22 protein-coding genes are annotated in these 22,998 nt (G+C 67.3%); 15 read left to right on the plus strand and 7 right to left on the minus strand.

Annotated elements, in window-relative coordinates:
* Positions 1–155: 155 nt before the first annotated feature.
* The gene (locus ACM9LZ_RS13660; protein ID WP_416620033.1) at positions 156–1,379 is read right to left on the minus strand and encodes a GAF domain-containing sensor histidine kinase; all 1,224 of its coding nucleotides are present in this window, start codon (positions 1,377–1,379) and stop codon (positions 156–158) included.
* A gap of 83 nt (positions 1,380–1,462) precedes the next feature.
* Positions 1,463–1,927, minus strand: coding sequence for a thioredoxin-dependent thiol peroxidase (bcp, locus tag ACM9LZ_RS13665; RefSeq protein ID WP_416620034.1), 465 nt, complete (start codon positions 1,925–1,927; stop codon positions 1,463–1,465).
* A gap of 97 nt (positions 1,928–2,024) precedes the next feature.
* On the opposite strand from bcp, the gene ACM9LZ_RS13670 reads away from it, so the two are divergent.
* Positions 2,025–2,573: a DinB family protein gene (locus ACM9LZ_RS13670; RefSeq protein WP_416620035.1), complete on the plus strand. Its 549-nt coding sequence runs from the start codon at positions 2,025–2,027 to the stop codon at positions 2,571–2,573.
* A gap of 86 nt (positions 2,574–2,659) precedes the next feature.
* Complete coding sequence (locus ACM9LZ_RS13675; protein ID WP_416620036.1) at positions 2,660–3,202, plus strand: DinB family protein; 543 nt, start codon at positions 2,660–2,662, stop codon at positions 3,200–3,202.
* Positions 3,203–3,217: 15 nt separating this feature from the next.
* On the opposite strand, the gene ACM9LZ_RS13680 is transcribed toward ACM9LZ_RS13675, so the two are convergent.
* Positions 3,218–6,166, minus strand: a complete 2,949-nt coding sequence (locus ACM9LZ_RS13680) for a bifunctional [glutamine synthetase] adenylyltransferase/[glutamine synthetase]-adenylyl-L-tyrosine phosphorylase (protein ID WP_416620037.1) — start codon at positions 6,164–6,166, stop codon at positions 3,218–3,220.
* A 116-nt stretch (positions 6,167–6,282) separates the two neighbouring features.
* Here ACM9LZ_RS13680 and ACM9LZ_RS13685 point away from each other — a divergent pair, with 116 nt between their 5' ends.
* Positions 6,283–9,456, plus strand: coding sequence for a YhdP family protein (locus ACM9LZ_RS13685; RefSeq protein ID WP_416620038.1), 3,174 nt, complete (start codon positions 6,283–6,285; stop codon positions 9,454–9,456).
* A 39-nt stretch (positions 9,457–9,495) separates the two neighbouring features.
* Here the strand turns inward: ACM9LZ_RS13685 and ACM9LZ_RS13690 are convergent, their stop codons facing one another.
* Both ACM9LZ_RS13690 and ACM9LZ_RS13695 read right to left on the minus strand, forming a co-directional pair.
* Entirely contained in the window at positions 9,496–9,963 is a 468-nt protein-coding gene (locus ACM9LZ_RS13690; protein WP_416620039.1) for a GNAT family N-acetyltransferase, read from the minus strand.
* 42 nt (positions 9,964–10,005) lie between these two features.
* Positions 10,006–10,887 (minus strand): N-acetylmuramic acid 6-phosphate etherase, encoded by an 882-nt coding sequence (locus tag ACM9LZ_RS13695; RefSeq protein WP_416620040.1) that lies wholly within the window; start codon positions 10,885–10,887, stop codon positions 10,006–10,008.
* Between the two features lie 182 nt (positions 10,888–11,069).
* On the opposite strand from ACM9LZ_RS13695, the gene ACM9LZ_RS13700 reads away from it, so the two are divergent.
* Genes ACM9LZ_RS13700 through ACM9LZ_RS13720 form a run of 5 tightly spaced genes read left to right on the plus strand, consistent with a single transcriptional unit; the run spans position 11,070 to position 15,253 of the window.
* Positions 11,070–11,966, plus strand: coding sequence for a glucosamine kinase nucleotide-binding domain-containing protein (locus ACM9LZ_RS13700; RefSeq protein WP_416620041.1), 897 nt, complete (start codon positions 11,070–11,072; stop codon positions 11,964–11,966).
* Positions 11,963–12,751, plus strand: a complete 789-nt coding sequence (locus ACM9LZ_RS13705; protein ID WP_416620042.1) for a GntR family transcriptional regulator — start codon at positions 11,963–11,965, stop codon at positions 12,749–12,751. Before ACM9LZ_RS13700 ends, ACM9LZ_RS13705 begins: the two co-directional genes overlap by 4 nt.
* Complete coding sequence (locus tag ACM9LZ_RS13710; RefSeq protein WP_416620043.1) at positions 12,748–13,794, plus strand: SIS domain-containing protein; 1,047 nt, start codon at positions 12,748–12,750, stop codon at positions 13,792–13,794. Before ACM9LZ_RS13705 ends, ACM9LZ_RS13710 begins: the two co-directional genes overlap by 4 nt.
* Positions 13,794–14,984 (plus strand): N-acetylglucosamine-6-phosphate deacetylase, encoded by a 1,191-nt coding sequence (gene nagA / locus ACM9LZ_RS13715; protein WP_416620044.1) that lies wholly within the window; start codon positions 13,794–13,796, stop codon positions 14,982–14,984. The genes ACM9LZ_RS13710 and nagA overlap by 1 nt, the downstream gene beginning before the upstream one ends.
* Entirely contained in the window at positions 14,981–15,253 is a 273-nt protein-coding gene (locus tag ACM9LZ_RS13720) for a transposase (protein WP_416620045.1), read from the plus strand. Before nagA ends, ACM9LZ_RS13720 begins: the two co-directional genes overlap by 4 nt.
* Before the next feature lie 70 nt (positions 15,254–15,323).
* Here ACM9LZ_RS13720 and ACM9LZ_RS13725 read toward each other — a convergent pair whose 3' ends face one another.
* Together ACM9LZ_RS13725 and efp are read right to left on the minus strand one after the other, a co-directional pair.
* The gene (locus ACM9LZ_RS13725) at positions 15,324–16,166 is read right to left on the minus strand and encodes an inositol monophosphatase family protein (protein ID WP_416620046.1); all 843 of its coding nucleotides are present in this window, start codon (positions 16,164–16,166) and stop codon (positions 15,324–15,326) included.
* Between the two features lie 125 nt (positions 16,167–16,291).
* Positions 16,292–16,858 (minus strand): elongation factor P, encoded by a 567-nt coding sequence (gene efp, locus ACM9LZ_RS13730; RefSeq protein WP_416620047.1) that lies wholly within the window; start codon positions 16,856–16,858, stop codon positions 16,292–16,294.
* A gap of 212 nt (positions 16,859–17,070) precedes the next feature.
* On the opposite strand from efp, the gene lspA reads away from it, so the two are divergent.
* The 7 genes from lspA (at position 17,071) to ACM9LZ_RS13765 (ending at position 22,957) form a co-directional block, all read left to right on the plus strand.
* Complete coding sequence (gene lspA / locus ACM9LZ_RS13735; RefSeq protein ID WP_416620048.1) at positions 17,071–17,631, plus strand: signal peptidase II; 561 nt, start codon at positions 17,071–17,073, stop codon at positions 17,629–17,631.
* 35 nt (positions 17,632–17,666) lie between these two features.
* Entirely contained in the window at positions 17,667–18,158 is a 492-nt protein-coding gene (locus ACM9LZ_RS13740) for a DUF3035 domain-containing protein (protein WP_416620049.1), read from the plus strand.
* A 192-nt stretch (positions 18,159–18,350) separates the two neighbouring features.
* Positions 18,351–19,148, plus strand: coding sequence for a class I SAM-dependent methyltransferase (locus tag ACM9LZ_RS13745; RefSeq protein ID WP_416620050.1), 798 nt, complete (start codon positions 18,351–18,353; stop codon positions 19,146–19,148).
* 12 nt (positions 19,149–19,160) lie between these two features.
* The gene (gene ubiB, locus ACM9LZ_RS13750) at positions 19,161–20,708 is read left to right on the plus strand and encodes a 2-polyprenylphenol 6-hydroxylase (protein ID WP_416620051.1); all 1,548 of its coding nucleotides are present in this window, start codon (positions 19,161–19,163) and stop codon (positions 20,706–20,708) included.
* A gap of 66 nt (positions 20,709–20,774) precedes the next feature.
* On the plus strand, positions 20,775–21,287 hold the full coding sequence (mobB, locus tag ACM9LZ_RS13755; protein ID WP_416620052.1) for a molybdopterin-guanine dinucleotide biosynthesis protein B: 513 nt from the start codon (positions 20,775–20,777) through the stop codon (positions 21,285–21,287).
* Positions 21,284–22,513, plus strand: coding sequence for a molybdopterin molybdotransferase MoeA (locus ACM9LZ_RS13760; protein WP_416620053.1), 1,230 nt, complete (start codon positions 21,284–21,286; stop codon positions 22,511–22,513). Before mobB ends, ACM9LZ_RS13760 begins: the two co-directional genes overlap by 4 nt.
* Positions 22,514–22,693: 180 nt before the next feature.
* A complete protein-coding gene (locus ACM9LZ_RS13765) occupies positions 22,694–22,957 on the plus strand; it encodes a YjhX family toxin (RefSeq protein WP_416620054.1) in 264 nt (87 codons plus the stop codon).
* Positions 22,958–22,998 lie beyond the last annotated feature (41 nt).

A 22,998-nucleotide genomic window follows, 5' to 3' on the forward strand; every position in this document is an offset into this window, starting at 1 on the left:
GATACTATTTTGCGGTGATCAGAACCTATAGGTTCTGATCACCGTCCTCAACCGCCGGCGCCAACATTCGTTGGCTTGGCTACGCCGCACGTGCGGTGCTGTGGCGGTCGCCGCCGGACCAATTTGCGATGAGTTCTACTCATCGCAAATTGGTATCAGGCCGGCACGAACGGCAGGCGCAGCCAAAAGCGGCTGCCGTCGCCTTCGGCCGGCTCGTACCCGATGGTGCCGCCCATCGCCTGTGCCAGTTGGCGGCAGATGGCAAGCCCCAGGCCGCTGCCGCCGAAGCGGCGGCTGTGCGAGGCGTCGGCCTGGTAGAAGGCCTGGAACAGCCTGTCCCGCCGCTCCGGCGCAACACCGATGCCGGTATCCACCACATCGGCCCGCAGCCATGACCGCCGGTCATCCTGCGCGTCAAGGCGGAGCGTGACGGTGATGCCGCCCTTGTCGGTGAACTTGGCGGCGTTGAACAGCAGGTTGCCCAGAATCTGCTGCAACCGCAGCCCATCGCCCCGCAACCGGTCCGGCAGGCGGGGGTCGATCGTCAGTTCCAGTGACAGACCCTTGTCCTGGCACACCTTCTCCACAAGCCGCTGACTGCGCTGCGCCACCTCGGCCGGCCGAAAGGGCCGGTCCTCCAGTTCGACGGTGCCGGATTCCAGCTTGGCATAATCAAGCGTGTGGTTCAGCAGGTGCAGCAGGTCGCGGCCCATCTCATGCACGGTGCGGGCATAATCACCCAGCGGTTCGGGCAGGCCGGCACGGTCCAGCAACTCCCCGAAACCCACGATGCTGTTCAGCGGTGTCCGGATCTCGTGGCTCATCACGGCCAGGAAGCTGGCCCGCGCACCGGCCATGCGCTCCGCCGCCTCCCGTGCGGCCGCAGCGTCCCGCAGGGCCCGGTCCAGGGCAAGCTGATCCATGGCGATGCCGGCCAGGGTTTCCAATGTCTCGACCTGTTCCGGTCCGAAATCCAGCCGGGGGCGTCTGTCCAGCACACAGAATACGCCCAGCGTCTGTCCGGCGGGCGTGCGGATGGGCGCGCCCGCGTAGAAGCGCAACCCGTCAGCGGCGGCCACGGCGGGCAGGGCCGCGAACCGGGGATCGGCGGACAGATCGCCCATAACCAGGGTGCCGTCCTGCACCACCAGATTGCACAAGGATGTTTCGCGGGGCATGCGGACGGCGTTGATGCCGTCCGCCGCCTTCGGCCACATGTCCGTCGCGTCGATCAGGTTGACCATGGCCATGGGGATGCCGAATTTCCGGCGGGCCAGCCGGGTCAGCCGCAGGAAGCGCGGATCGGGCCCGTTATCGGGCCCGACATAGGCGGCAAATTCCTGCAGCCGCAGCTTTTCCAGCAGATCGCCGACAATCATGGTCCAGCATGCTCCGCCCGGTCTGGTCACAGCTTGGGCGTCGATGGCCCGGGGTGTCAATCGGCCAGGACCCCAGCGGAAGGTTATAGTTCCTGCGCCGCCTTCAGCACGGCATCCACATGGCCGGGGACCTTGACCTTGCGCCACACCCCGCGCACCACGCCATGCTTGTCGATCAGGAAGGTCGACCGTTCGATCCCCATGTATTTGCGGCCATACATGTTCTTTTCCGTCCAGGCGCCATAGCGTTCCGTCACATCGCCATCCTTGTCCGATGCCAGGATGAAGGGCAGGTTGTACTTGGCCTTGAACTTGTCATGGCTGGCCACGCTGTCCTTGGAAATGCCGATAATGGTGGCGTCCACCTTCTGGAACTGCGGCAGCGATTCGCCAAAGCCGCAGGCCTGTGCCGTGCAGCCGGACGTGTCGTCCTTCGGATAGAAATAGACGATCACGTTGCGGCCGCGCAGGTCCGACAGGCTGACGCTGCCATTGCCGTCGGTCGGCAGGGTGAAATCGGGCGCGGATTCGCCGATGGTGATGGTCATGGAACAGGTCCTTCGGGGATAATGGATCACGCCAAAGGATTTAGATGCCGGGCGCGAGTGTCAACCCGCCCGGCCTCAGGATGAAGGGAGGGATCCCATGATCAGCGTGGATTATGTGCGGGCCATGGTGGCCTACGGCCATTGGATGAACACCCGGATGATGGCGGCCTGCACGGGCATCCCCCCCGCCGACCGCGGCCGTGACCTGGGGGCCTTCTTCGGGTCCCTGCAGGGCACGCTGGACCATATCCTGTGGGCCGACCTGATCTGGATGAGCCGGTTTGAAGGCACCGCTGCGCCCAGCCCGGCGTCGGAAACGCTGTTTTGTCCCGACTGGGATGACCTGGTGGCCCGCCGCGCCGCGGCGGATGCCCATATTGCTGCCTGGGTGGAGCGGACCGTCACCCCGGAATGGCTGGCAGCGCCGCTGACCTATGTCACGCGCTTCAATCCGCACCGCTGGACCCTGCCGGCCTGGGTGCTGGTCACCCACATGATCAACCATGCCACCCATCATCGCGGGCAGGCCAGCACCCTCATGATGCAACTGGGCGTCGATCCCGGTGTCACGGACCTGCCGGCCCTGCCGGGCCTGTTCGACGGATCGCTGGGGGTCGCGGCAACGCGCGACGCGCTTGCCGTCTGACCTGACTGTTTCGGGTAACAGGGACCGCCGCTATGCCCTATGCTGCCCCCTGCCGGGAAAAGCGCTTCACGCAGGGAGGACAAGGCATGATCAGCGCCGACTATGTGCGGACCATGGTGCGCTATGGCGGTTGGATGAACCAGCGGATGATGGTGGCCTGTTCCACCCTGCCGGCTTCGGAACGGGAACGTGACCTGGGGGCCTTTTTCGGGTCCCTGCACCGCACGCTGGACCATCTGCTCTGGGCGGATCTTATCTGGATGCACCGGCTGATGGGGACCCCGGCCCCTGCCGCCGGCATCAATGAACATGCCTTCCCCGACTGGGCTGAACTGGTGGCCCGGCGTGCGGCGGCCGATGGCCTGATGGCCCGCTGGGCGGGGGAGATGGTGACGGATGCCTGGCTGGCCGCGCCCTTCACCTATGGCAGCAAGGTCGTGGGCCGCCGCCGCACCATGCCCGGCTGGGTGCTGGTGACCCATGTGCTGAACCATGGCACGCATCATCGCGGGCAGGCGACCACCCTGATGAAGCAGTTGGGTGCCGATCCTGGGGTCACCGACCTGCTGGTCATGCCGGCGCTGTTCGACGGGTCGCTGGGGATCACGGCGACGGACGAGGCGATATAGCCCGTCCCCCGCGCTTTACGCCGTGGCCGTGCCCACGATCCGGTCGAAGGCCGCCTTCGCCCCGGCGGCCTTGTCGCGCAGTATCTGCTCGATCCGTTCGAACGGCGTGCCCTCGGGCATGTCAGGCAGGGCGGCGCGGGCCAGGCCTGCCTTCAGGCCGGCCGGCGCCCTGGCCGCGTCGAAGCCGCTTTCCACGGTCAGGCGCAGGAAGCCCTGTACACGCCGCCAGGTCTTGTGCGTATCGATCAGCAGCTTGGCTGTCTCCACATCCAGATAGGCGCTGTCGCCCAGCCAGGCCAGCGCGCCCGTGGTGTTGGGGTCGATGATGTCCGGCTTTTCCGGCGCGTGCAGCAGGGTCAGGTATTGGGCGATGAACTGGATATCGATCATGCCGCCGCGCACATATTTCACGTTCCAGATGTCGTCCGTCCGGTGCTGCTGGTCGATCCGTGTGCGCATCGACGCCACATCGGTGCGCAGCTTTTCCCTATCGCTGGGCCGGGTCAGCACGGCGCGGATCTCCTCCGCCAGTTTCCGGCGCAGCCCCTCCGGTCCCGTCACCGGCCGGGCGCGGGTCAGGGCCATATGTTCCCAGGTCCAGGCGCTTTCCCGCTGATAACGGGCGAACCCGTCGAAGCTGACGGCCAGTGGCCCGGCATTGCCGCTGGGGCGCAGGCGCATGTCGACCTCGTATAAAGTACCCTCAGCCGTCTGGGCCGTGATGGCGTTGACCAGCCGCTGCGTCAGCTTGATGTAGTAATCGTTGGGCGATAGCGGCCTGTCGCCATCGGATTGGGTGACCCCGTCCGGCACCTCGTAGACGGTGATCAGGTCCAGGTCGGACCGCAGCATCAGCGATCGTGCCCCCACCCGGCCCAGGCCCAGGATGGAAAGTCCGGCCCCCGGCAACCGGCCATGGCGTCTGGCGAATTCATCTTCAACCGCCTTCTGCAGGCCGGTCAGCGCCACTTCCGCCACCTCCGTCAGGAAGGCGCCCAGCCGGTCGGCATCGCTGACATGGCGCAGGATGTGGACACCGGCCCGGAACTTGTGCTCGCTGACCCAGCGGCGGGTCAGGTCCAGCACCTCCTCGAAATAGCGGGCACCGCCGACCAGCGCCTCGAATCCAGCTTCCAGTTCCTCCCGGTCCGGCAGGGTGCCGAAGAAGCCGGGCAGAAGCACGGCGTCCAGCGCCTGCGGTCGCCGGGCCAGTTGTTCCGCCAGGCGCGGCGCGGTGCCCATCACCTCTGCCACCAGGTCCAGCAGATTGGGATTGGCATAGAACAGGCTGAACAATTGCACGCCGGCCGGCAGCCGGCTCAGGAATTCATCGAACTTCAGGAAGGCCTGATCGGGATGCGGCGTCTTGGCGAAGGCTGCCAGCAGCGTGGGCACCAGTTCGGTCAGCAACTCCCGTGAGCGCTGGCTGCGCGTGGCCCGGTAGCGGCCATGATGCCAGGCCCGGATCTGTCCCGCGACGGCCGACGGGTTGGCATAACCCATCGACCGCAATGTCTCCATGGTCTCCGGGTCATCCTCGGTGCCCGTGAAGACCAGGTTGCCGGAACCGGACAGCGCCGGGCTTTCGGCGAACAGGCGGTCGTAATGGTCCTCCACCACCGTCAGGGTGGCCATCAGCTTTGCCCGGAAGCTCTGCGCATCGGCAAAGCCCAGGAAGGCGGCGATGCGGTCCACGCCCTCGTCCGTCCTGGGCAGTTCGTGGGTCTGCTGGTCATCCACCATCTGCACCCGGTGTTCCACCGTGCGCAGGAACCGGTAGGCGGCGGCAAGGTCGTCGGCCACCTGCCGTTCCACCCGGTCGGATGCCACCAGGGCGTACAGCGTTTCCACCGTGCCGCAGGTGCGCAACGACCGGTCGCGGCCGCCGAAGATCAGTTGCTGTGTCTGGGCGAAGAACTCGATCTCACGGATGCCGCCACGCCCGATCTTGATATTGTGGCCGTTGACGGTCTTTTCCCGATGGCCCTTGTGGGTGCCGATCTGGCGCTTGATGGAATGAATGTCCTGGATGGCTGCGAAATCCAGGTTCCGGCGCCAGATGAAATGCCGGATGATGTCCATGAAGCCCTGGCCCGCCGCCAGGTCGCCGGCCACGGGCCGCGCCTTGATCATGGCGGCCCGTTCCCAGTTCTGGCCCAGGCTGCTGTAATAGGCCTCCGCCGCCGAAACGCTGACCGCCACGGGCGTGGCACCGGGATCCGGGCGCAGGCGCAGATCGGTGCGGAAGACATAGCCGTCGGCCGTGCGCTCATCCATGATGCGCACCAGTTCGCGCGTCACGCGCACGAACAGCTTCGTCATCTCCCCGTCCGGAACCTGTACGATGCCATCGTCGTACAGCACGATCAGATCGATGTCGGACGAATAATTCAGTTCGCGCGCCCCGAACTTGCCCATGGCCAGCACGATGAAGCCGCTGCCCTTTTCCGCCTGCCCGATATCGGGCAGGACCAGCTTGCCGCTTGCGGCGGCTTGCCGCAGCACCAGACGTGTGGCCAGTTGCAGGCTGGCCTGGGCGAAGTCGGACAGGGCGCCGGTCACCTGTTCCAGCGTCCAGTCGCCGCCCATGTCGGCCAACCCGATCAGCAGGGCGGCCCGCCGCTTGGCGATGCGCAGCGCCTTCATCAGGCGGTCGCTGCCTGTCTCTCCGCCATGATCACGCCACAGACCTTCAAGAAGGTCGGCGAAAGCCGCGTCGAAGCCCTTGTCCAGGATGGTGCGGAAGAAGCCCATTTCCCGCACCAGGGCCGCCCCCAGAAAGGGGCTGTTGGCGAAGACCGCCGCCAGAACGGCGCGTCCTTCGGAACCCGCGGCATAGGAACGGGCGAATTCCGCGAGATCGGGGTCACAGCCGGGGCCGGCCGCATCGTGCCAATGTTCCAGGCCGACGGCGGCACGTTGCGGATCACCGAGGCGGGGGAGGGATTCTTGATTGAACATCATGTGTCTGCCGGGCTATCCCAACCTGTACGCGGGCGGCGGTCAGACTGCGCCGCGTGTGTGTACAAGGTCAAGCCGCCCGTAACCGCCCGGCCTCCGGTGCCGGAGAACCGAGACTGATGCTGCGTCGCACCGCCCTTGTCCTGCTGGAACTGGTTGCCGGGCTTCTGTTGATGCTGCTGGTGGGGGGCGGCTTCCTGACATGGCGCCTGGCACAGGGGCCGATGCAGATCGATTTCGTCACCCCCTATCTGACCCAGGTTTTGAGCAGCGATGGTGTCGTCCAATTGGAGGTGAAGGGAACCGAACTGGCCTGGGCCGGGTTCGGGACGCCCATCGATATCGGGGTCTTGGGGGTGGAGGCGCATGGTGCCAGCGGCGCGCTGCTGGCCGCGGTGCCGGAAATGCGCCTGGGCCTGTCGGTTCCGGCCCTGCTGCGCGGGCGTGCGGCGCCGACACGGATCGACCTTGTCGAACCCGCCCTGTATGCCGAGCGTCTGCCCGATGGCAGTTTCCGCCTGGATGTCGGCAGTGACGGTGACGATCCGGGCGCCGGCGCCCGGATCCTGGCCGACCTGATCGAGGCCATGCGTAGCCCGCCCGATCCGGAAGCCGCCATGGGTGCGCTGCATGATCTGCGCATCACGCGCGGCCGGCTGGTCGTGGCCAACCTGGCGACGCAGACCACCTGGCAGGTGCCCCGGCTGGATTTGCGGCTGCGCCGCGACGTGACGGGTGTACGCGGCCGCATGTCGGCCGATATCGACATGGGCGGACAGATCAATCAGGTGGCCGCGGACGTGGCCTGGCGGGCAGACGATGGCGGCATCACCCTGCGCAGCGAGATGACGGACCTGTCCCCGGCCGATTTCGCCGATATCGCGCCCGTGCTGCATCCGCTGCGCGGGCTGGAGGTGATGCTGGCCGGGTCGGTGCTGCTGGAACTGGATGCCGATCTGGCGCCGGTCAATCTGGTGCTGGGCCTGACGGGGGGCAAGGGCCGGCTGTCGCTGCCGGGGCAATTGCCGCAGCCGCTGGATTTCGATCATGTGGAACTGCATGGCACGCTGGACGATGCCGGCCGCCGGCTGGTGCTGGACCGGTTCAATCTGGAAATGCCGGGGCCGGCGGAACTGACCGTCACGGGCACGGCGCATCAGCATGACAAGAATATCGATGTCGCGCTGACCACGGAACTGACGGGTCTGCCCATGGCGGACCTGCCGAAATACTGGCCCGTCGGCGTGCAGGAGAATACCCGCAACTGGATGGTGGCGAACCTGGCCGATGGCATGTTCGACCGGACGGTCTTTACGCTGGAAGGCGCCGGTCCCGTCGATCACCCCGAGGCGTTCCACGTCTCGCGGATGGTCGGTGACTTTGCCCTTTCCGGCTTCACGGTCCATTACCGCCGGCCCTTGCCGCCCGTGACGGGCGTGTCGGCCACGGCCCGGTTCGATGGCAAGACCTTCGATATCGACGTGCATGACGGTACGCTGCTGGACCTGAAGGCGGGGCCAGGCACGATCCGTATCCTGGGGCTGGACACCGACGTCACGGACAGCATCGATATCCGGGTTGCCCTGGAGGGGCCGCTGGCCTCTGCCCTGACCGTCCTGGACCATCCGCCGCTGGGCTATGCCGCCAAGGTCAATCTGGTGCCGGAAATGGCCGGCGGCCATGCGCGGGCCGATCTGCATTTCGCCTTTCCGCTGGTTCACGACCTGACCATGGACATGGTGGACCTGCATGGCGAGGCAACGCTGACCGATGTGTCGATACCCGACATCGTGGCCGATATTTCCGCCACGCAAGGGGCCGTGCAACTGACCGTGACGGGGCAGGACCTGCGCATGGCGGGTACGGCCCTGCTGAACGGCGTGCCCGCCCAGGTCGAATGGCTGGAAAATTTCCCCGCCGACGCCCCCATCGGCACCCAGGTGCGTGTACGCGGGCAGGTGGATGACGAGCAGCGCGGCCGTTTCCACCTGGATTTCCCCGACTGGCTGAACGGTCCGGCCGGCATCGACATGACCTATACCAGCGAGCGCAAGGACGGGCAGCGGGTACAATCCATCCAGGCCGAGCTGGATCTGACACCGTCCGTCCTGCGCATCGATCTGCTGAAATGGCGCAAGGAGGCGGGGCAACCCGGCCAGGCCCGCGGCACGGTGCGCTTCCATGACGGCAAGCCCCTGCTGATCCCCGCCTTTGTGGTGACGACGGAAGCCTTGACGGCCATCGGGTCCCTGACCCTGCGCGAGGCCGATTACGGTCTTTCCCACCTGAAGCTGGACCAGTTCAAGCTGGGGGAAAGCGATGCCGTCATCGATATCCGCGATACCGATGGAAAAGGCGGGCTGGCCATCGATGTGCGCGGCGCCAGCTTCGACGCCCGCCCCCTGCGCAGCCGGGAGAAGGGGCCGGATGGCCGGCCGCTTGTGCCGGAACCGGTGGATGTGGACGCGCCCAAGCCGCCTTTGTCCATCACCTTCGATCTGGGTCGCGCCGTCATGGGGGATGAGGGGCGCGAAATCCGCAACGCCCGGGGCCGCATGGATCGCGATACCCGCATCTGGTATCGCACCGAACTGGATGCCGAGGTGGGGGAGGGAGGTCGCCTGACGGTGCATTACGCGCCCGATCCGGCCGACGGGCGCATCCTGACCCTGGCGGCGGAAACCAACGATGCCGGCGCCACCCTGCGCGGATTGGACATCATCAGCCAGCTTAAGGGCGGGCGGCTGGCGCTGACCGGCCGCAGCAATCCCGATGATCCCGCACAGGCCATCGCCGGCAAGGCCGAACTTACGGATTACCAAGTGCAGGATGCACCCGTGCTGGCCCGTCTCCTGTCCGCCGCGTCGCCGCGCGGCTTTGCCAATTTCCTGTCGGGCCAGCCCATCGCCTTTTCCCGGCTGACGGGCGACTGGCTGTGGCACAAGGACGGTATCACCCTGCGGGATATGCGCACCTCCGGCTCGCAGGTGGGGTTGACGCTGGAAGGCAATGTCGACCTGAAGCGCGACCATGTCGCCCTGCAGGGCACCATCGTGCCGTTCACCACCGTGAACAAGCTGCTGGGCGTGATCCCGGTGCTGGGCGATCTGCTGATGGGTGGGGAGGGGCAGGGGCTGTTCGCCGCGACCTACAGCGTCAAGGGGCCGGCCAGCGACCTGTCGGTCGGGGTCAATCCGCTGGCCGTGCTGGCGCCGGGTTTCCTGCGCAACCTGTTCTTCCTGTCCCAGCCCGAGGGGGAGGAAATGCCAAAGGAAGGCAAGCCGAAGCATTGACGTGCCCTTCAGCGCCCTCTCCTGGCGGGGGCGCGCCCATCAGCCCGGCGGGCGCAGCAGGCCGCGGTAAAGGCCGGGTTCGCTGTCAGGAATGGGGATGGCGCCAACCGCCCGCCGGTAGAAATCCACCGGCCCCGCCCCGCCGATGACGGCGTAGGCATAGCCATCCGCCGCCATGGCGCGCAGGGCGGCCAGCAGCAGCGCCGTGCCGATGCCCGTGCCGCGGGCCGCCGCATCGACGCCGGTGGGGCCGAACAGGCCCCGGGCCGTCACGTCATGGCAGGCGAAGCCCAGCAGGGTGCCGTCATCCCGATGGGCCAGATACAGGCGGGCCGGGCAGGCCGACAGGGCGGCCGCCGCCTCGGCCTGCCACCCGTCCCCGAACCGCGCGGCGATCCAGGGCAGGATGGCCGGCGCCTCCGGCGCCAGCGCCCGTCGCAGGGTGACACCGGGGGGCAGCGGCTCCGGACCGGGGGGCAGGGTGTAAAGCTTGACCAGCAGATCCATGGTTCCGGTTGCCTTATCCGCGGGGAAGGGAAGGGGGCGCCGTCATTCACCCAGCGCGCGGCGCAGATTGCCGCCCGCCCGCGCCAGGGCGGCCAGCGCCGCTGCCGGTGCCAGTCCCCGCAGCAGCACCAGGGCCGCCGGCTTCAGCGCCCCGTCGCAATCCGTCAGCGCCTGCGCTGCCCGGTGCGCGTCCGCGCCCGTGATGCGGCACAGCATGTCCAGCGCCCGGGCGCGCAGCTTTGCATTGTTCACCTGTACATTGACCATCAGGTTGCCATGCACATGGCCCAGCCGCACCATCAGCGCCGTGGAGAACAGGTTCAGCAGCAGCTTCTGGGCCGTGCCGGCGGCCAGCCGGGTGGACCCGGCGATCACCTCCTCCCCGCTGTCCACGAACAGGGGGTGCCCGGCCGCCCGCAACAGGGGGCAATCCGGATTGCTGGCAATTGCCACCGTCTGGGCACCGGCATGGCGCGCGGCGTCCAGGGCCCCTACGGTAAAGGCACTGCGCCCGCTTGCCGAAACACCGATCACGATGTCGGACGGGGTCGGCCCCAGCGCCCGGACCGCGTCCGCCCCCGCATCGCCGGCATCCTCCACCGCCCCGTCGAAGCCCCGGCGCAGGTCGCCAATACCGGCCAGCACCAGTTCGATGCGGTCCAGGGGAAAGCCGAAGGTGCCCGGCAGTTCCAGCCCGTCCAGGGCGGCCAGTACGGCCGATGATCCCGCCCCGGCATAAATCAGCCTTCCCGTTCCGCCCAACCGCGCCGCCGCCGCGTCCACGGCCGCGGACAGGGCGGGCAGCGTGGCCAGACAGGCTGACACCGCCCGCGCCTGTCCACCCCACAGGGCTTCCAGAATGTCGGGCGTGGACCAGAGGTCCAGGTCGGCAAACCGCCGGCCCGCCTTCTCGGTCATGGACATGGCAATGCCCTGGTCTTGTTGAAATGCAGAGATGACCATACCAGTCATTGCGGAGATCGCCACAAAAATCGGCACATATTGCCATTTGGTATTATATTGGTATCATACCTGTTGTGTGGTTGGTCAAGACCAGATACACAGGATCGGAACCCCGATCCCTCAAGATGCGAAGGTGCCGCGGCATGCCCCTTTCACCGTCCCCAGGCCCGCTATTCATCGGTATCGATGGCGGTGGCACCCGCTGCCGGGCACGACTGGCCGATGCCGGCGGGGCCACGCTGGCCGAAGGTGTCGGCGGTGCGGCCAATATCCGCCTGGGGCTGGATGTGGCCTGGTCCGCCATCATGGTGGCGGTGGACGCGGCCCTGGCGGCGGCCGGAATGGGGCGGGAGCCGCTGGCCGGTGCCTTCATCGGGTTGGGGCTGGCCGGTATCACGGGGGATGCGGACCGTCAGCGGGTGACGGCGACCGCCCCGGTGACCTTTGCCGGCATCTTGTCCGATACCGACGCCTTCACCGCCTGCCTGGGTGCCCATGCCGGTGCCGACGGGGCGATCCTGATTTCCGGAACGGGCAGCGCCGCACAGATCATCACCGGCGGGCAGGGACGGGGCATCGGCGGCTGGGGTTTCGAGGTGTCGGACGACGGGTCCGGTGCCGCCCTGGGGCGGGAGGCCGTGCGTGCCGCCTTGCGCGGTCATGACGGGCTGGGGCCGGAAACGGCGATGACGCGCGCCATCATGGAAAGGCTGGGCGGTGATCCGCCCGCCATCGTGGCCTGGGTCGGGACGGCCCGGCCCGGCGATTACGGCGCGCTGGTCCCGCTGGTGCTGGATCATGCCCGTCAGGGCGACGGCGTCGCCGCCCGTCTGGTGCGCGAACAGGCCGATCATCTGGTCAACCATATCGTCCGGCTGCGCGCACTGGACGCCCCGGCTATCTGCCTGATGGGGGGGCTGGCGCCCGTGCTGCTGGAATGGATGCCGCCCTGGGTGAATGGCGTGCTGAGCGCGCCCAAGGGCGATGCCATGGCCGGCGCCATCCTGCTGGCCATGCGTCATCCGGAGGTTGCGCGATGAGCCTTCCGCCTCCGCTCTATGATCCGGCCGCCTTGTCACCGGACAATCCGTCACCGCTTTATATGCAGTTGGCCCGCCATCTGCGGCGCCTGATTGCGGGGGGCACGCTGGCGGCCGATGATGCGCTGCCGGCGGAACGCGACCTGGCCGAAGGCTTTGCCGTGTCGCGCGTGACGGTGCGCAAGGCCGTGCAGGCGCTGGTGGACGAGGGCCTGCTGCACCAGCGGCCGCGCGCGGGCACCTTCGTGGCCAAGGCCCCGCATGTGGAACAGCCACTGTCCGCCCTGACGGGCTTTTCGGAGGATATGCGGTCACGCGGGCTGGAGCCGTCATCGCGCTGGTTGTCGCGCAGCATCGCGCCGGCCAGCCCGGAAGAAGCGATGGTGCTGGGCCTGGCCCTTGGCGAGCGGGTCAGCCGTCTCTGGCGTCTGCGTCTGGCCGATGACGTGCCCATGGCGATCGAGCTTTCAGTCGTTCCGGCCCGTGTTCTGCCCGATCCGATGCAGGTCACCGGCTCCCTCTATGATGTCTTGCGCGGTCTTGGCCATCCGCCGCACCGGGCCCTGCAACGTCTGTCGGCCGGTCTGCTCAGTGCCGATCAGGCCGGCATCCTTCAGGTGCCGGAAGGCACGCCCGCCCTGTTCATCGAACGGCGCAGCTTTCTGGAAAACGGCCGGCCGCTGGAATTCGTCCGCAGCCAGTACCGGGGCGATGCCTATGATTTCATTGTCGAACTGAATCTTTCCACAGGCGGTTCGACGCCAGCCAGCGAGACCGTGACATGACCATTTCCAAGCCCGACAGCACCAGCACGCAAATGGCCGTGGAGGCGGCGGAAAGTGCCGAGGCCGTTCAGCGCCAGATCGACCGCTGTGCCCCCCTGTTCCGGGCGCTGGGCGAGCGGCTGCGCGCGCTGGACCCGGCATTGGTCGTCACCTGCGCGCGCGGCAGTTCCGACCATGCCGCCACCTATGGCAAATACCTGATCGAAACGCATCTGGGGCTGCCCGTGGCATCGGTGGGGCCATCGGTCGTGTCGCTTTACAACACCGACCTGAGGCTGAAGGGCGCCCTGTTCATCGCCGTCTCGCAGAGCGGGCGCAGCCCCGACCTGCTGCGGCTGGCGGCGGCGGCAAAGCAGGGCGGGGCCTTCGTTGTCGCCTTCGTGAATGACGAAGCATCCCCCCTGGCCGCGACGGCGGATCTCTGCATCCCGCTATGCGCCGGACCGGAAATCAGCGTTGCCGCCACCAAATCCTATCTGACCAGCGCTATGGCTTTCCTGGCCCTGGTCGCGGAATGGAAGCAGGACGCCGTGCTGCGCCGCGCCGTGATCCAGGCCCCGGCGATCCTGGCCGCGGCGGCGGAACTGGACTGGACGCCGGCGCTTCTGGGGCTGGCCGACAAGACCGGCCTTTACGTCATCGGCCGCGGTCTCGGCACCGGTGCCATCATGGAGATGGCCCTGAAATGCAAGGAGACCTGCCGGCTGCATGCCGAGGCGTTCAGCGCGGCGGAGGTGATTCACGGTCCGCTGGCCCTGGTCGGTCCGGACTTCCCCGTGCTGGCCATCAACCAGGACGATGCGACGGCGGCGGCGACGCGGGCCGCGATTGCCCGCTGCGTGGCGCTGGGCGGGCCGGTCTATAGCAGCGATGACGGTGTGCCGGGCGTGATCGCCCTGCCATCGCTGCCGGGGCTGGCCCCCGAACTGGCGCCGCTGGCCGCCGTGCAGAGCTTCTACATGGCCATCCATACGGTGTCGCGGCGCCGGGGCCTGAACCCTGACGTGCCGGCCAATCTGCGCAAGGTGACGGAGACGGTGTGATGGCAGAAACCCTGCTGACCGGCGCGCGCGTCTTCACAGGCAGCCACATGGTGGCGGCCGACATCCTTTTACGGGCCGACCGGGTTGCCGCCCTGCTGCCGCCGGGAAGCCCGTTGCCTGAAGGTGCGGCGCTTCGGCGCTTATCCGACGGCATGCTTCTGGCGCCCGGTTTCATCGATACCCAGGTGAATGGCGGTGGCGGCATCCTGTTCAATGACCAGGCGACCGTGCAGGCGGCACTGTCCATCGCCCGTGCCCATCGCCGGTTCGGCACCACGGCGCTGCTGCCCACCTTCATCACCGACACGGTGGAGGGGATGCGGGCCGCCGGTCGGGCGGCGGCGGTGGCCAGCGCCATGCCGGGGTCCGGTGTCGTGGGCGTGCATCTGGAAGGCCCTTTCCTGGCGCCCGAGCGGCGTGGCGTCCACAGCCTTGCCCATGTCCGGCCGATCGATGCGGCCGACTTGGATTTCCTGACGGGGCTGCCCGCCCGCTTCGGGGCGGATGCCCGTGTGCTGCTGTCGCTGGCGCCCGACCGGGTGGAGCCGGCGGTTGTCGCACGGCTGGTCGCAGCCGGCCTGATCGTGGCCGGCGCGCATTCCGCCGCGACCTATGCCCAGACCATGGCGGCCGTGGAGGCGGGCCTGTCCGGCTTCACCCACCTGTTCAACGCCATGCCGCCGCTGGCCAACCGCGAGCCGGGCATCGCCGGGGCGGCGCTGGCCGCCCGGGACACGGTGTGCGGCATCATCGCCGACGGGGTGCATGTCCATCCGGCCATGCTGCGTCTGGCGCTGGCGGCCAAGGGGCCGGGCGGGCTGATGCTGGTCACCGATGCCATGCCGCCGACCGGCACGGCGGCGGAAAGCTTCACGCTGCATGGCCAGATGATCCACCGTCGTGACGGCCGGCTGGTCACCGATGACGGCACGCTGGCCGGGGCCGATATCGACATGGCGCAGGCCGTGCGCAATGCGGTCGCCCTGATGGGTGTCGGGCTGGAGGAGGCGCTGCGCATGGCCTCCCTCTATCCTGCGCGTTTCCTGCGCCTTGATGACCGGCTGGGCCGCATCCGGGCCGGCTATCAGGCCGATCTGGTGTTGTTGGACGCGGACCTGCAGGTGGCCGGGACCTGGGTTGCGGGACAATGGTGGGATGCCACCGCGAACGAGGGGGAAGCAGGAACATGACGAAGCGTCGTTACACCACCGAGGAAGTGGCGCAAAAGCTGGTCTTGGCCGACGCATTGTTGAACGAGGGCTACAAGATCGTCGATATCGCCCGCGAACTGGGCGTGACGCGCGTCACCTATTACCGCTGGCGACAGGATCAGGCGGGGGACAAGCCGGCCATGGTGCGCCGCCTGGAACGGCTGGAGCGGGAGAATGCCGACCTGCGCCGCAGACTGGCCGACCTGGTGCGGGCCGGATGCGGGACGGGGACCGCAGCGGCGGCCTGACGGCAAGAAAAGGGCGCCCGGACGCAAATGGTCCGGGCGCCTTGTCATGCGGTGTCTGGGGGCCGGATGATCAGGCCTTGGGCTTGGGGGGCGCTGCCGGAGCCGGGGCGGCCTTCGGCTTGCCAGCATTGCGCAGTACCATCGCCAGATGGGAATGCAGGTTGGCATTGGCGGCCAGGACGGAACCGCTGGACAGCGGTGCCTTGCCCGTCCCGATCTCGCTGACGAAGCCGCCGGCCTCTGTCACCAGCAGCAGGCCGGCGGCAAGATCCCAGGGCTTCAGATCGGCCTCGAAGAAACCATCGTAGCGGCCCGCCGCCGTATAGGCCAGATCCAGCGAGGCGGCGCCCCAGCGGCGGATGCCAGCCACCTGACCCATCAGCGCTTCCAGCTGGCCCAGGAACACGGGCGCGTTGCCATGGCCCTTGAAAGGGATGCCTGTCGCGATCAGCGCATCCGCCAGCGCCCGGCGGGAGGAGACCCGCAGGCGCTGATGGTTGAGGAATGCACCGGCGCCCTTTTCCGCCCAGAACATCTCGTCATGCACGGGTTCATAGACGACACCGGCGATGATCTCGCCCTCACGCTCCAGCGCGATGGAAATGGCCCAGTGCGGCAGGCCGTGCAGGAAATTCGTGGTGCCGTCCAGCGGATCGACGATGAAACGGTGGGCGGTATCCTTGCCCTTGATCTCCCCGCTTTCCTCCATCAGGAAGCCGAAATCGGGGCGCGCCTTGGACAGTTCCTCGCGCACGATGCGCTCGGCCTTCTGATCGGCGGCGGAAACGAAGTCCGACGGGCCCTTGCGGGACACCTGCAGGTGTTCGACCTCGCCGAAATCGCGCAGGATGGCCTTGCCGGCCTTCTCCGCCGCACGTGTCATGACGTTCAGGATGGCCGAACGGGCTGCCATGGTCGAACTCTCCACAATGTCGAAGAAACCGCGGTCCGTGATGACCGCCTTATACCAAAAGCGAAGCGCCCGCGCGTATTATTCCTCGCGCGGGCGCCATCAGCCAAGGGAAAGGCCCGGACGGATCAGTCCTTGGCGCGTTCCATATATTCACCGGTCTCGATATTGACCACGATGCGGGTCCCGGATTCGATGTGCGGCGGGACCATGACGCGGGCGCCATTCTCCAGCACGGCCGGCTTGTAGGAGGAAGAGGCGGTCTGCCCCTTCACCACCGGATCGGCCTCGGTGATCATCAGGATGACCGACTGCGGCAGTTCCACCGACAGGGGGGTGCCTTCGAAGGACTGCACGACGACTTCCATGCCATCCTGCAGGAAAATCTTGCCGTCGCCGATGATGTCGCCGGCGATGGTGACCTGCTCAAAGGTCTCCTTGTCCATGAAGGTGTAATTGTCATCTTCGGCGAACAGGAACGTCATCTCGTGATCGTCCAGGCGGGCCCGCTCGACGGCTTCGCCGGTGCGGAAGCGCTCGATGTTCTTGTTGCCGCTCTTCACGTCCTTCATTTCAAGCTGGATGAAGGCGCCGCCCTTGCCGGGCTGAACGATCTGGGTGCCGGTGATGACATAGAGCCGGCCGTTATGCTCAAGGATATGACCCTTGCGCATGGTATTCGCATTGACCTTCATGACACGCTTCTCAACTTGAAAGGAATCGAGCGGCGCGGAAACTAACAGGTTGCCTCCCGTCAGGCAAATGCGCAGTAGCCCCGCCCGCCGCATAGGCAACCGGCGGGGCGTGCAGGGGCCGCACGGCGGTTTTTTGACCGGCCCATCGACCATTTGCCGCCTTTCCGCCGTGATTGCAGTATAAGGCGCAAGACAAGGCTCCACGAAGAAGCATGGTTTGGATGATGATGTCGGGCGAGGGGGCGATGCCGGCGGCGCTGGTGAAGCGGATGCGGCTGGTGATGGCGCTGGTGGCCGTCGTGGCGCTGGTCCTGGACCAGGTGACGAAGGAATGGGTGATGACCGTGCTGTTGCCCTGCCTGTCGGGGCCGGCCGGGCCGGGATGTGTCGTGGTATCGCCGGCTATCGAGGTCACGGGCTTCTTCAACCTCGTCACGGCCTGGAATTTCGGCGTCAGCTTCAGCATGTTCTACAGCCAGCACGACCTGATGCCTTATGTGTTGAGCGTATTGGCCATCCTGATCAGCGGGGCTCTGCTCTGGTGGGGGCGTGCCAATGACCGGTTGCTGGCGGCCGTGGCGACGGGCATGGTGGTGGGTGGGGCCATCGGCAATGTCATCGACAGGCTTCGTTACGGCGCCGTCGCCGATTTCCTTGACTTTCACGTCGCGGGCTGGCACTGGCCGGCATTCAACGTGGCGGATTGCTGTATCGTCGTCGGCGTGGGCCTGTTGCTGATCGACGGGTTGTTCTCCGAGGCGGAGCGGCGGTAATCTTCGCTCCTCGTTAGAAGGGTACGGATCGGACCATGGGTGTGTTGAAGCAAGTGCGCAAGGCCGTGCCGGCCATCACCGTTCTCGCCATGGGCGGCCTGCTGGCGGGCTGTGGCCTGTTCGGCCGTCACGATGCGCCGGATGAATTCATGGTGGTGGCCCGCGCCCCGCTGGAAGTGCCGCCGGATTTCAGCCTGCGCCCCCCGCAGCCCGGCAGCCCGCGCCCGCAGGAAATGGCGCGCGACACGCGCTCGCAATCCTCGGTGTTCGGGGCCAGCAGCAGCAACGCCCTGATCGACCCGCGCGTCAGCCCGCAGCAGACGCCGGGCGAAGGCGCCCTGCTGTCCCAGGCCGGTGCCGACCAGGCCAATCCCGACATCCGCGCCATCGTCGACCGGGAGAATCCGGGCGTGGTGGTCGGCAGCCCCTCCTTCCTGGACAAGCTGATGTTCTGGAAGGATGAGCAGAATCCGGAAGTGCTGCCGCCGCCGGGCAGCACCCTGTCCACCACCCGCCAGGGCAACTGACGCTGCCTCTGACGCTCCGGACAGAGACGTTCGGCCCGTTGCAATGAATGACGCCCCGGCTCCGCGTTCGTGCGGGTCCGGGGCGTTTTCTCGGCGCCGGCCCCCTGTCCCCCGGGGATCGCACCCCTTGCATGTTGGGACAAGGCAACGCACCCGCTTCCCAACCGTGTCCGTCCGCCCTATCTTCCGGCCATGACCGACGCCGCCCCGCCCCGCCCCGCCATCACCCCGCCGCCCCGTCCACCCGCAGGGGAGGAAGGGCGTTTCTTCGGCTTCCGGGAAATCGACCCCACTGAAAAGGCGCCGCTGGTTCAGGGCGTGTTCGGCAGCGTGGCCGGCAAGTACGACCTGATGAACGACCTGATGTCGATGGGCATCCATCGCGTCTGGAAGGACGCCTTCGTCGATCTGGTCCGCCCGCGCGACGGGGAGGCATTGCTGGATGTGGCGGGGGGTACGGGTGACATTGCCTTCCGCTTGAAGAAGCGGGCGCCGGGTGCCAACGTGACCGTCTGCGACCTGACGGAGGCCATGGTCCGGGTCGGCCGTGATCGTGGTGTCGATGGCGGGTTGCTGTCCGGCATCGACTGGACCGTCGGCAATGCCGAGGACCTGCCGTTTCCCGCGCGGTCCATGGACGCCTATACCATCGCCTTCGGCCTGCGCAACGTGACGCGCATCGACAAGGCGCTGGCCGAGGCGCGGCGTGTCCTGAAGCCCGGCGGCCGGTTCTTCTGCCTGGAATTCAGCCATGTCGTCATCCCGGTGCTGCGCGACATCTATGACGGCTATTCCTTCAACCTGCTGCCGCGTCTGGGCCAACTGGTGGCCGGGGACCGCGACAGCTACCAGTATCTGGTGGAAAGCATCCGCCGCTTCCCCGAGCAGCAGGCGCTGTGTCGCCGGATAGAGGCGGCGGGCTTTACCGGCGCGCGGGCGCGCAACCTGTCGGGGGGCATCGCCTGCATCCATTCCGGCTGGCGCGTCTAAGGCGCCCGGATCATGCTGCGCGCCTTCCGCAACCTGCTGCGACTGGTCAGTATCGGCCGTACCCTCGGGCGTCACGGCGCCCTGCCGGTGGAGCTTTTCCGCGACAGCACCCCTCTGCTGGCCCTGCTTCTGCGGGCCATGAACCGCGACAAGGCGCCGGGACGGCCCGGGGAACGCCTGGCGGCGGCCTTGCAGGCGCTGGGTCCCAGCTTCATCAAGCTGGGGCAGGTCCTGTCGATCCGCGCCGATCTGGTGGGCGAGGAGGTGGCAAAGGACCTTGCCAATCTGCGCGACCGGCTGCCGGCCTTTCCCGGTGCCGATGCCCGCGCCATCATCGAGGCCGAGCTGGAGCGGCCGATCGACCTGCTCTATGCCCGGTTCGATGATACGGCCGTGGCTGCGGCCAGCATCGCCCAGGTACATTTCGCAGAGACGCCGGATGGCTGCGCCGTGGCCGTGAAGGTGCTGCGCCCCGGTATCGAGCAGGCCTTCCAGCGCGATATCGACCTGCTGATGTGGCTGGCGGATTGGGCGCTGCGGCTTCAGCCCAGGCTGCGGCGGCTGAAGCCGCTGGCCGTGGTCGAGACGTTCGCCCGCACCGTCGCGCTGGAAATGGACCTGCGCATGGAGGCGGCGGCCGCCTCTGAACTGGCGGAGAATTTCGCGGACGACCAGACGTTCGGCGTGCCCGCCATCGATTGGGACCGAACGGCCAAGCGGGTGATGACGCAGGAGCGCGTCATCGGCTTTTCCATCGACAGGCTGGACGATATCCTGGCCGCGGGTCTCAGCCCCGACCAGTTGCTGGCCCATGCGGCTGACGCCTTCTTCAACCAGGTGTTCCGCGACGGCTTCTTCCATGCCGACATGCACCCCGGCAACATGTTCGTGACGGCGGCGGGCCGCCTGGTGGCCGTGGATTTCGGCATCATGGGCCGCATCGATCGGCAGACCCGGCTTTATCTGGCCGATATGCTGATCGGTTTCCTGAACCGCGATTACGACCTGGTGGCCAAGGTTCATTTCGATGCCGGTTTTGTTCCGGCCAGCCAGGATCAGGAGCTTTTCAAGCAGGCCTGCCGGTCCATCGGCGAGCCGCTGCATGGCCGGCCCCTGTCGGATATCTCCGTCGGCCGGCTGCTGGCCCAGCTTTTCGCGGTGACTGAGAAGTTCCAGATGGAGACGCAGCCGCAATTGCTGCTTTTGCAGAAAAGCATGCTGACGGCGGAGGGCATGGGTCGCGTGCTGAACCCGCGGGTGAACATGTGGGAACTGGCCCGGCCGCTGATCACCCGCTGGATGATCGAGAATCGCGGGCTGGAGGCGCGTGGCGCCGACCTGATCAACAATATGGCCGGCATTGCGGCCCGCGTGCCGGCCCTGGTGCGCGACCTGGAACGCACGGCCAACATGCTGGCCGAAGGCGGGGGATTGCGGCTGCATCCCGAATCGGTGCTTGTGCTGGCTGCCGCGCGGGAGCGGGAGGGACGCCGCTGGCGGCGCCTGGGCTGGGCGGCGCTTGTGCTGGCGGCGGCCGGTCTGGCCGCGGCCCTGTCCTGAGCCTGCTTGCGTCCGCCCGCCTGTGCGGCCTAGGCTGCCGGCCGGTGACAGCCATGGATGGGGATCATGACGCTTGCCCGCAATGTTTTCGGTCTGGCCGGATGGAGCGGCAGCGGCAAGACGGTGCTGATGGCCCGGCTGATCCCCGCGATCGGCGCGCGTGGTCTGACGGTTGCCACCGTCAAGCATGCCCATCACGCCTTCGACATCGACCAGCCGGGCAAGGACAGCTATGTCCATCGCATGGCCGGTGCGGCGGAGGTTCTGGTTGCCTCTGCCAACCGCTGGGCGTTGATGCACGAAAACCGGGGCGCGCCCGAGCCTGCGCTGGCTGAACTGCTGGCCAAGCTGTCGCCGGTCGACCTGATTCTGGTGGAAGGCTTCAAGCGCGACGCCCATCCGAAACTGGAAATCCACCGGCCGGCCAACGGCAAGCCCCTGCTTTATCCCGATGATCCCCGCATCGTGGCCGTGGCCAGCGATGCCCCCCTGCCGGATTGTCCGCTGCCCGTGCTGGACCTGAATGATGTGGAACCGCTGGTCGACCTGATCCTGCGGGTCACAGGGGTGGGGGCATGACGGCAGGCGATGATTGTTTCGTTTCCGAACCAAAAATGCTGACGGTGCCGGAGGCGCTGGCGCTGATTGCCGACCGGTTCGATATCGTTTCGGGTTCGCAACAAGTGCTGCTGGCCGATGCATTGGACCGGGTACTGGCCGATGACATCCTGAGCCCGCGCGATCTTCCCCCCTTCGATAATAGTGCCGTGGACGGCTATGCGGTGCGGCTGGCTGATCTGGGGCGTGCGTTGACGGTGGCGGGGCCGGCGCTGGCCGGCGGGCCGACCATGCTGGTACCTCCGCTGGGCACGGCATTGCGCATCTTCACCGGCGCGTTCGTGCCGCCGGGCCTGGACCTTGTGGTGATGCAGGAAGATGCGGTCGCGCAGGGGGAACGGGTCGTCCTGCCCTCCGGCTTGCCGGCGGGCGCCAACCTGCGGCGGGCGGGAGAGGATGTGAGGGGCGGCGATCGGGTCCTGGCAGCCGGCCGCCGGTTGGGTCCGCGGGATCTGGGGCTGGCGGCCGGTCTCGGGTTGGACCGGCTTTGCGTGCGCCGGCCGTTGCGCGTGGCCCTGTTCTCGACGGGGGATGAGGTGACGGAGCCCGGACGCCCCCTGGCGGCCGGGGGCATCTATGATGCCAACCGCGCGATGCTGCGCGGTCTGCTGGCTCGGCTGGGCTGTGCCGTGACGGACCTGGGCATCCTGACCGATGAAGCCGAAACGATCCGGGTATCCATCCTGGGTGCAGCGCAGGATCATGACCTGATCATCACATCCGGCGGGGTGTCGGTGGGGGGCGCGGACCATGTACGGGCAGTGCTGGCGCAGTCGGGCTCGCTGACCTTTTGGAAACTGGCACTGAAGCCCGGAAAACCCCTGGCGCTGGGGCGTGTCGGCCCGGCCGTCTTCGCGGGCCTGCCGGGAAATCCCGTCGCCATGCTGGTGGCCTTCCTCGCCCTGGTGCGTCCGCTGGTGCTGCGGCTGGCGGGGGCGGCACCGGCTGACCCGCCGATGCTGACGGCACAGGCCGGGTTTCATTACCGACGCAAGCCGGGCCGACGGGAATATCTCCGCGTGATGCTGGATGCCGATGGTGTCGCCCGGATGGACCCGCGGGACGGCGCCGCCATGTTGGGCCGTCTGTCGGCGGCCGATGCGCTGGCCGTGCTGGAGGAGGAAAGGCAGGGTGTGGAGCCGGGAGAGCCCCTGCCGATCCTGCCGCTGGGCCTGCTGGGTGCTTGACCATTAAATCCGATATGGGATATATTTCCATGTCGGATTTAATGAGGTGCTCATGTTGGAGATTGTCGCCCGCCGCTGACCGGCACCCGGTCAGCTTTGTTCCGCGCAGCGCCGCTCCTGCCATGTGATGGCAGCGCGCGCGTCTGCCTCGGCATGCTGAACAGACGGCGACATCTCATCATGAATCTTTCCAAGGCGAAGCAGCGGACGCTGCACGCGCTGGCCCAGGGCGGCCGTATCACCCTGATTCGCAATCCGGACAACCATCGTGACATCCAGGCGGTGGAATGTCTCACCCGGGAAGGCTGGCTGCTGCTGGATTGCGGTCCGGCGGTCTTCCGGCGGCTGAAGGCCAGACGGCTCATCGCGTCGGCCGGCGGTGGTCCCTATCGTATCACCCGTTGCGGCCTGGCGGCCGTGCGCCCGCAACTCGACAACCGCTGACCGGCGCGGGAGGACGGCGGGGGTCCATGGTCCCCGCCGCT

Origin of the sequence: Niveispirillum fermenti, assembly GCF_048066175.1 — a bacterium.
GTDB lineage: Bacteria > Pseudomonadota > Alphaproteobacteria > Azospirillales > Azospirillaceae > Niveispirillum > Niveispirillum fermenti.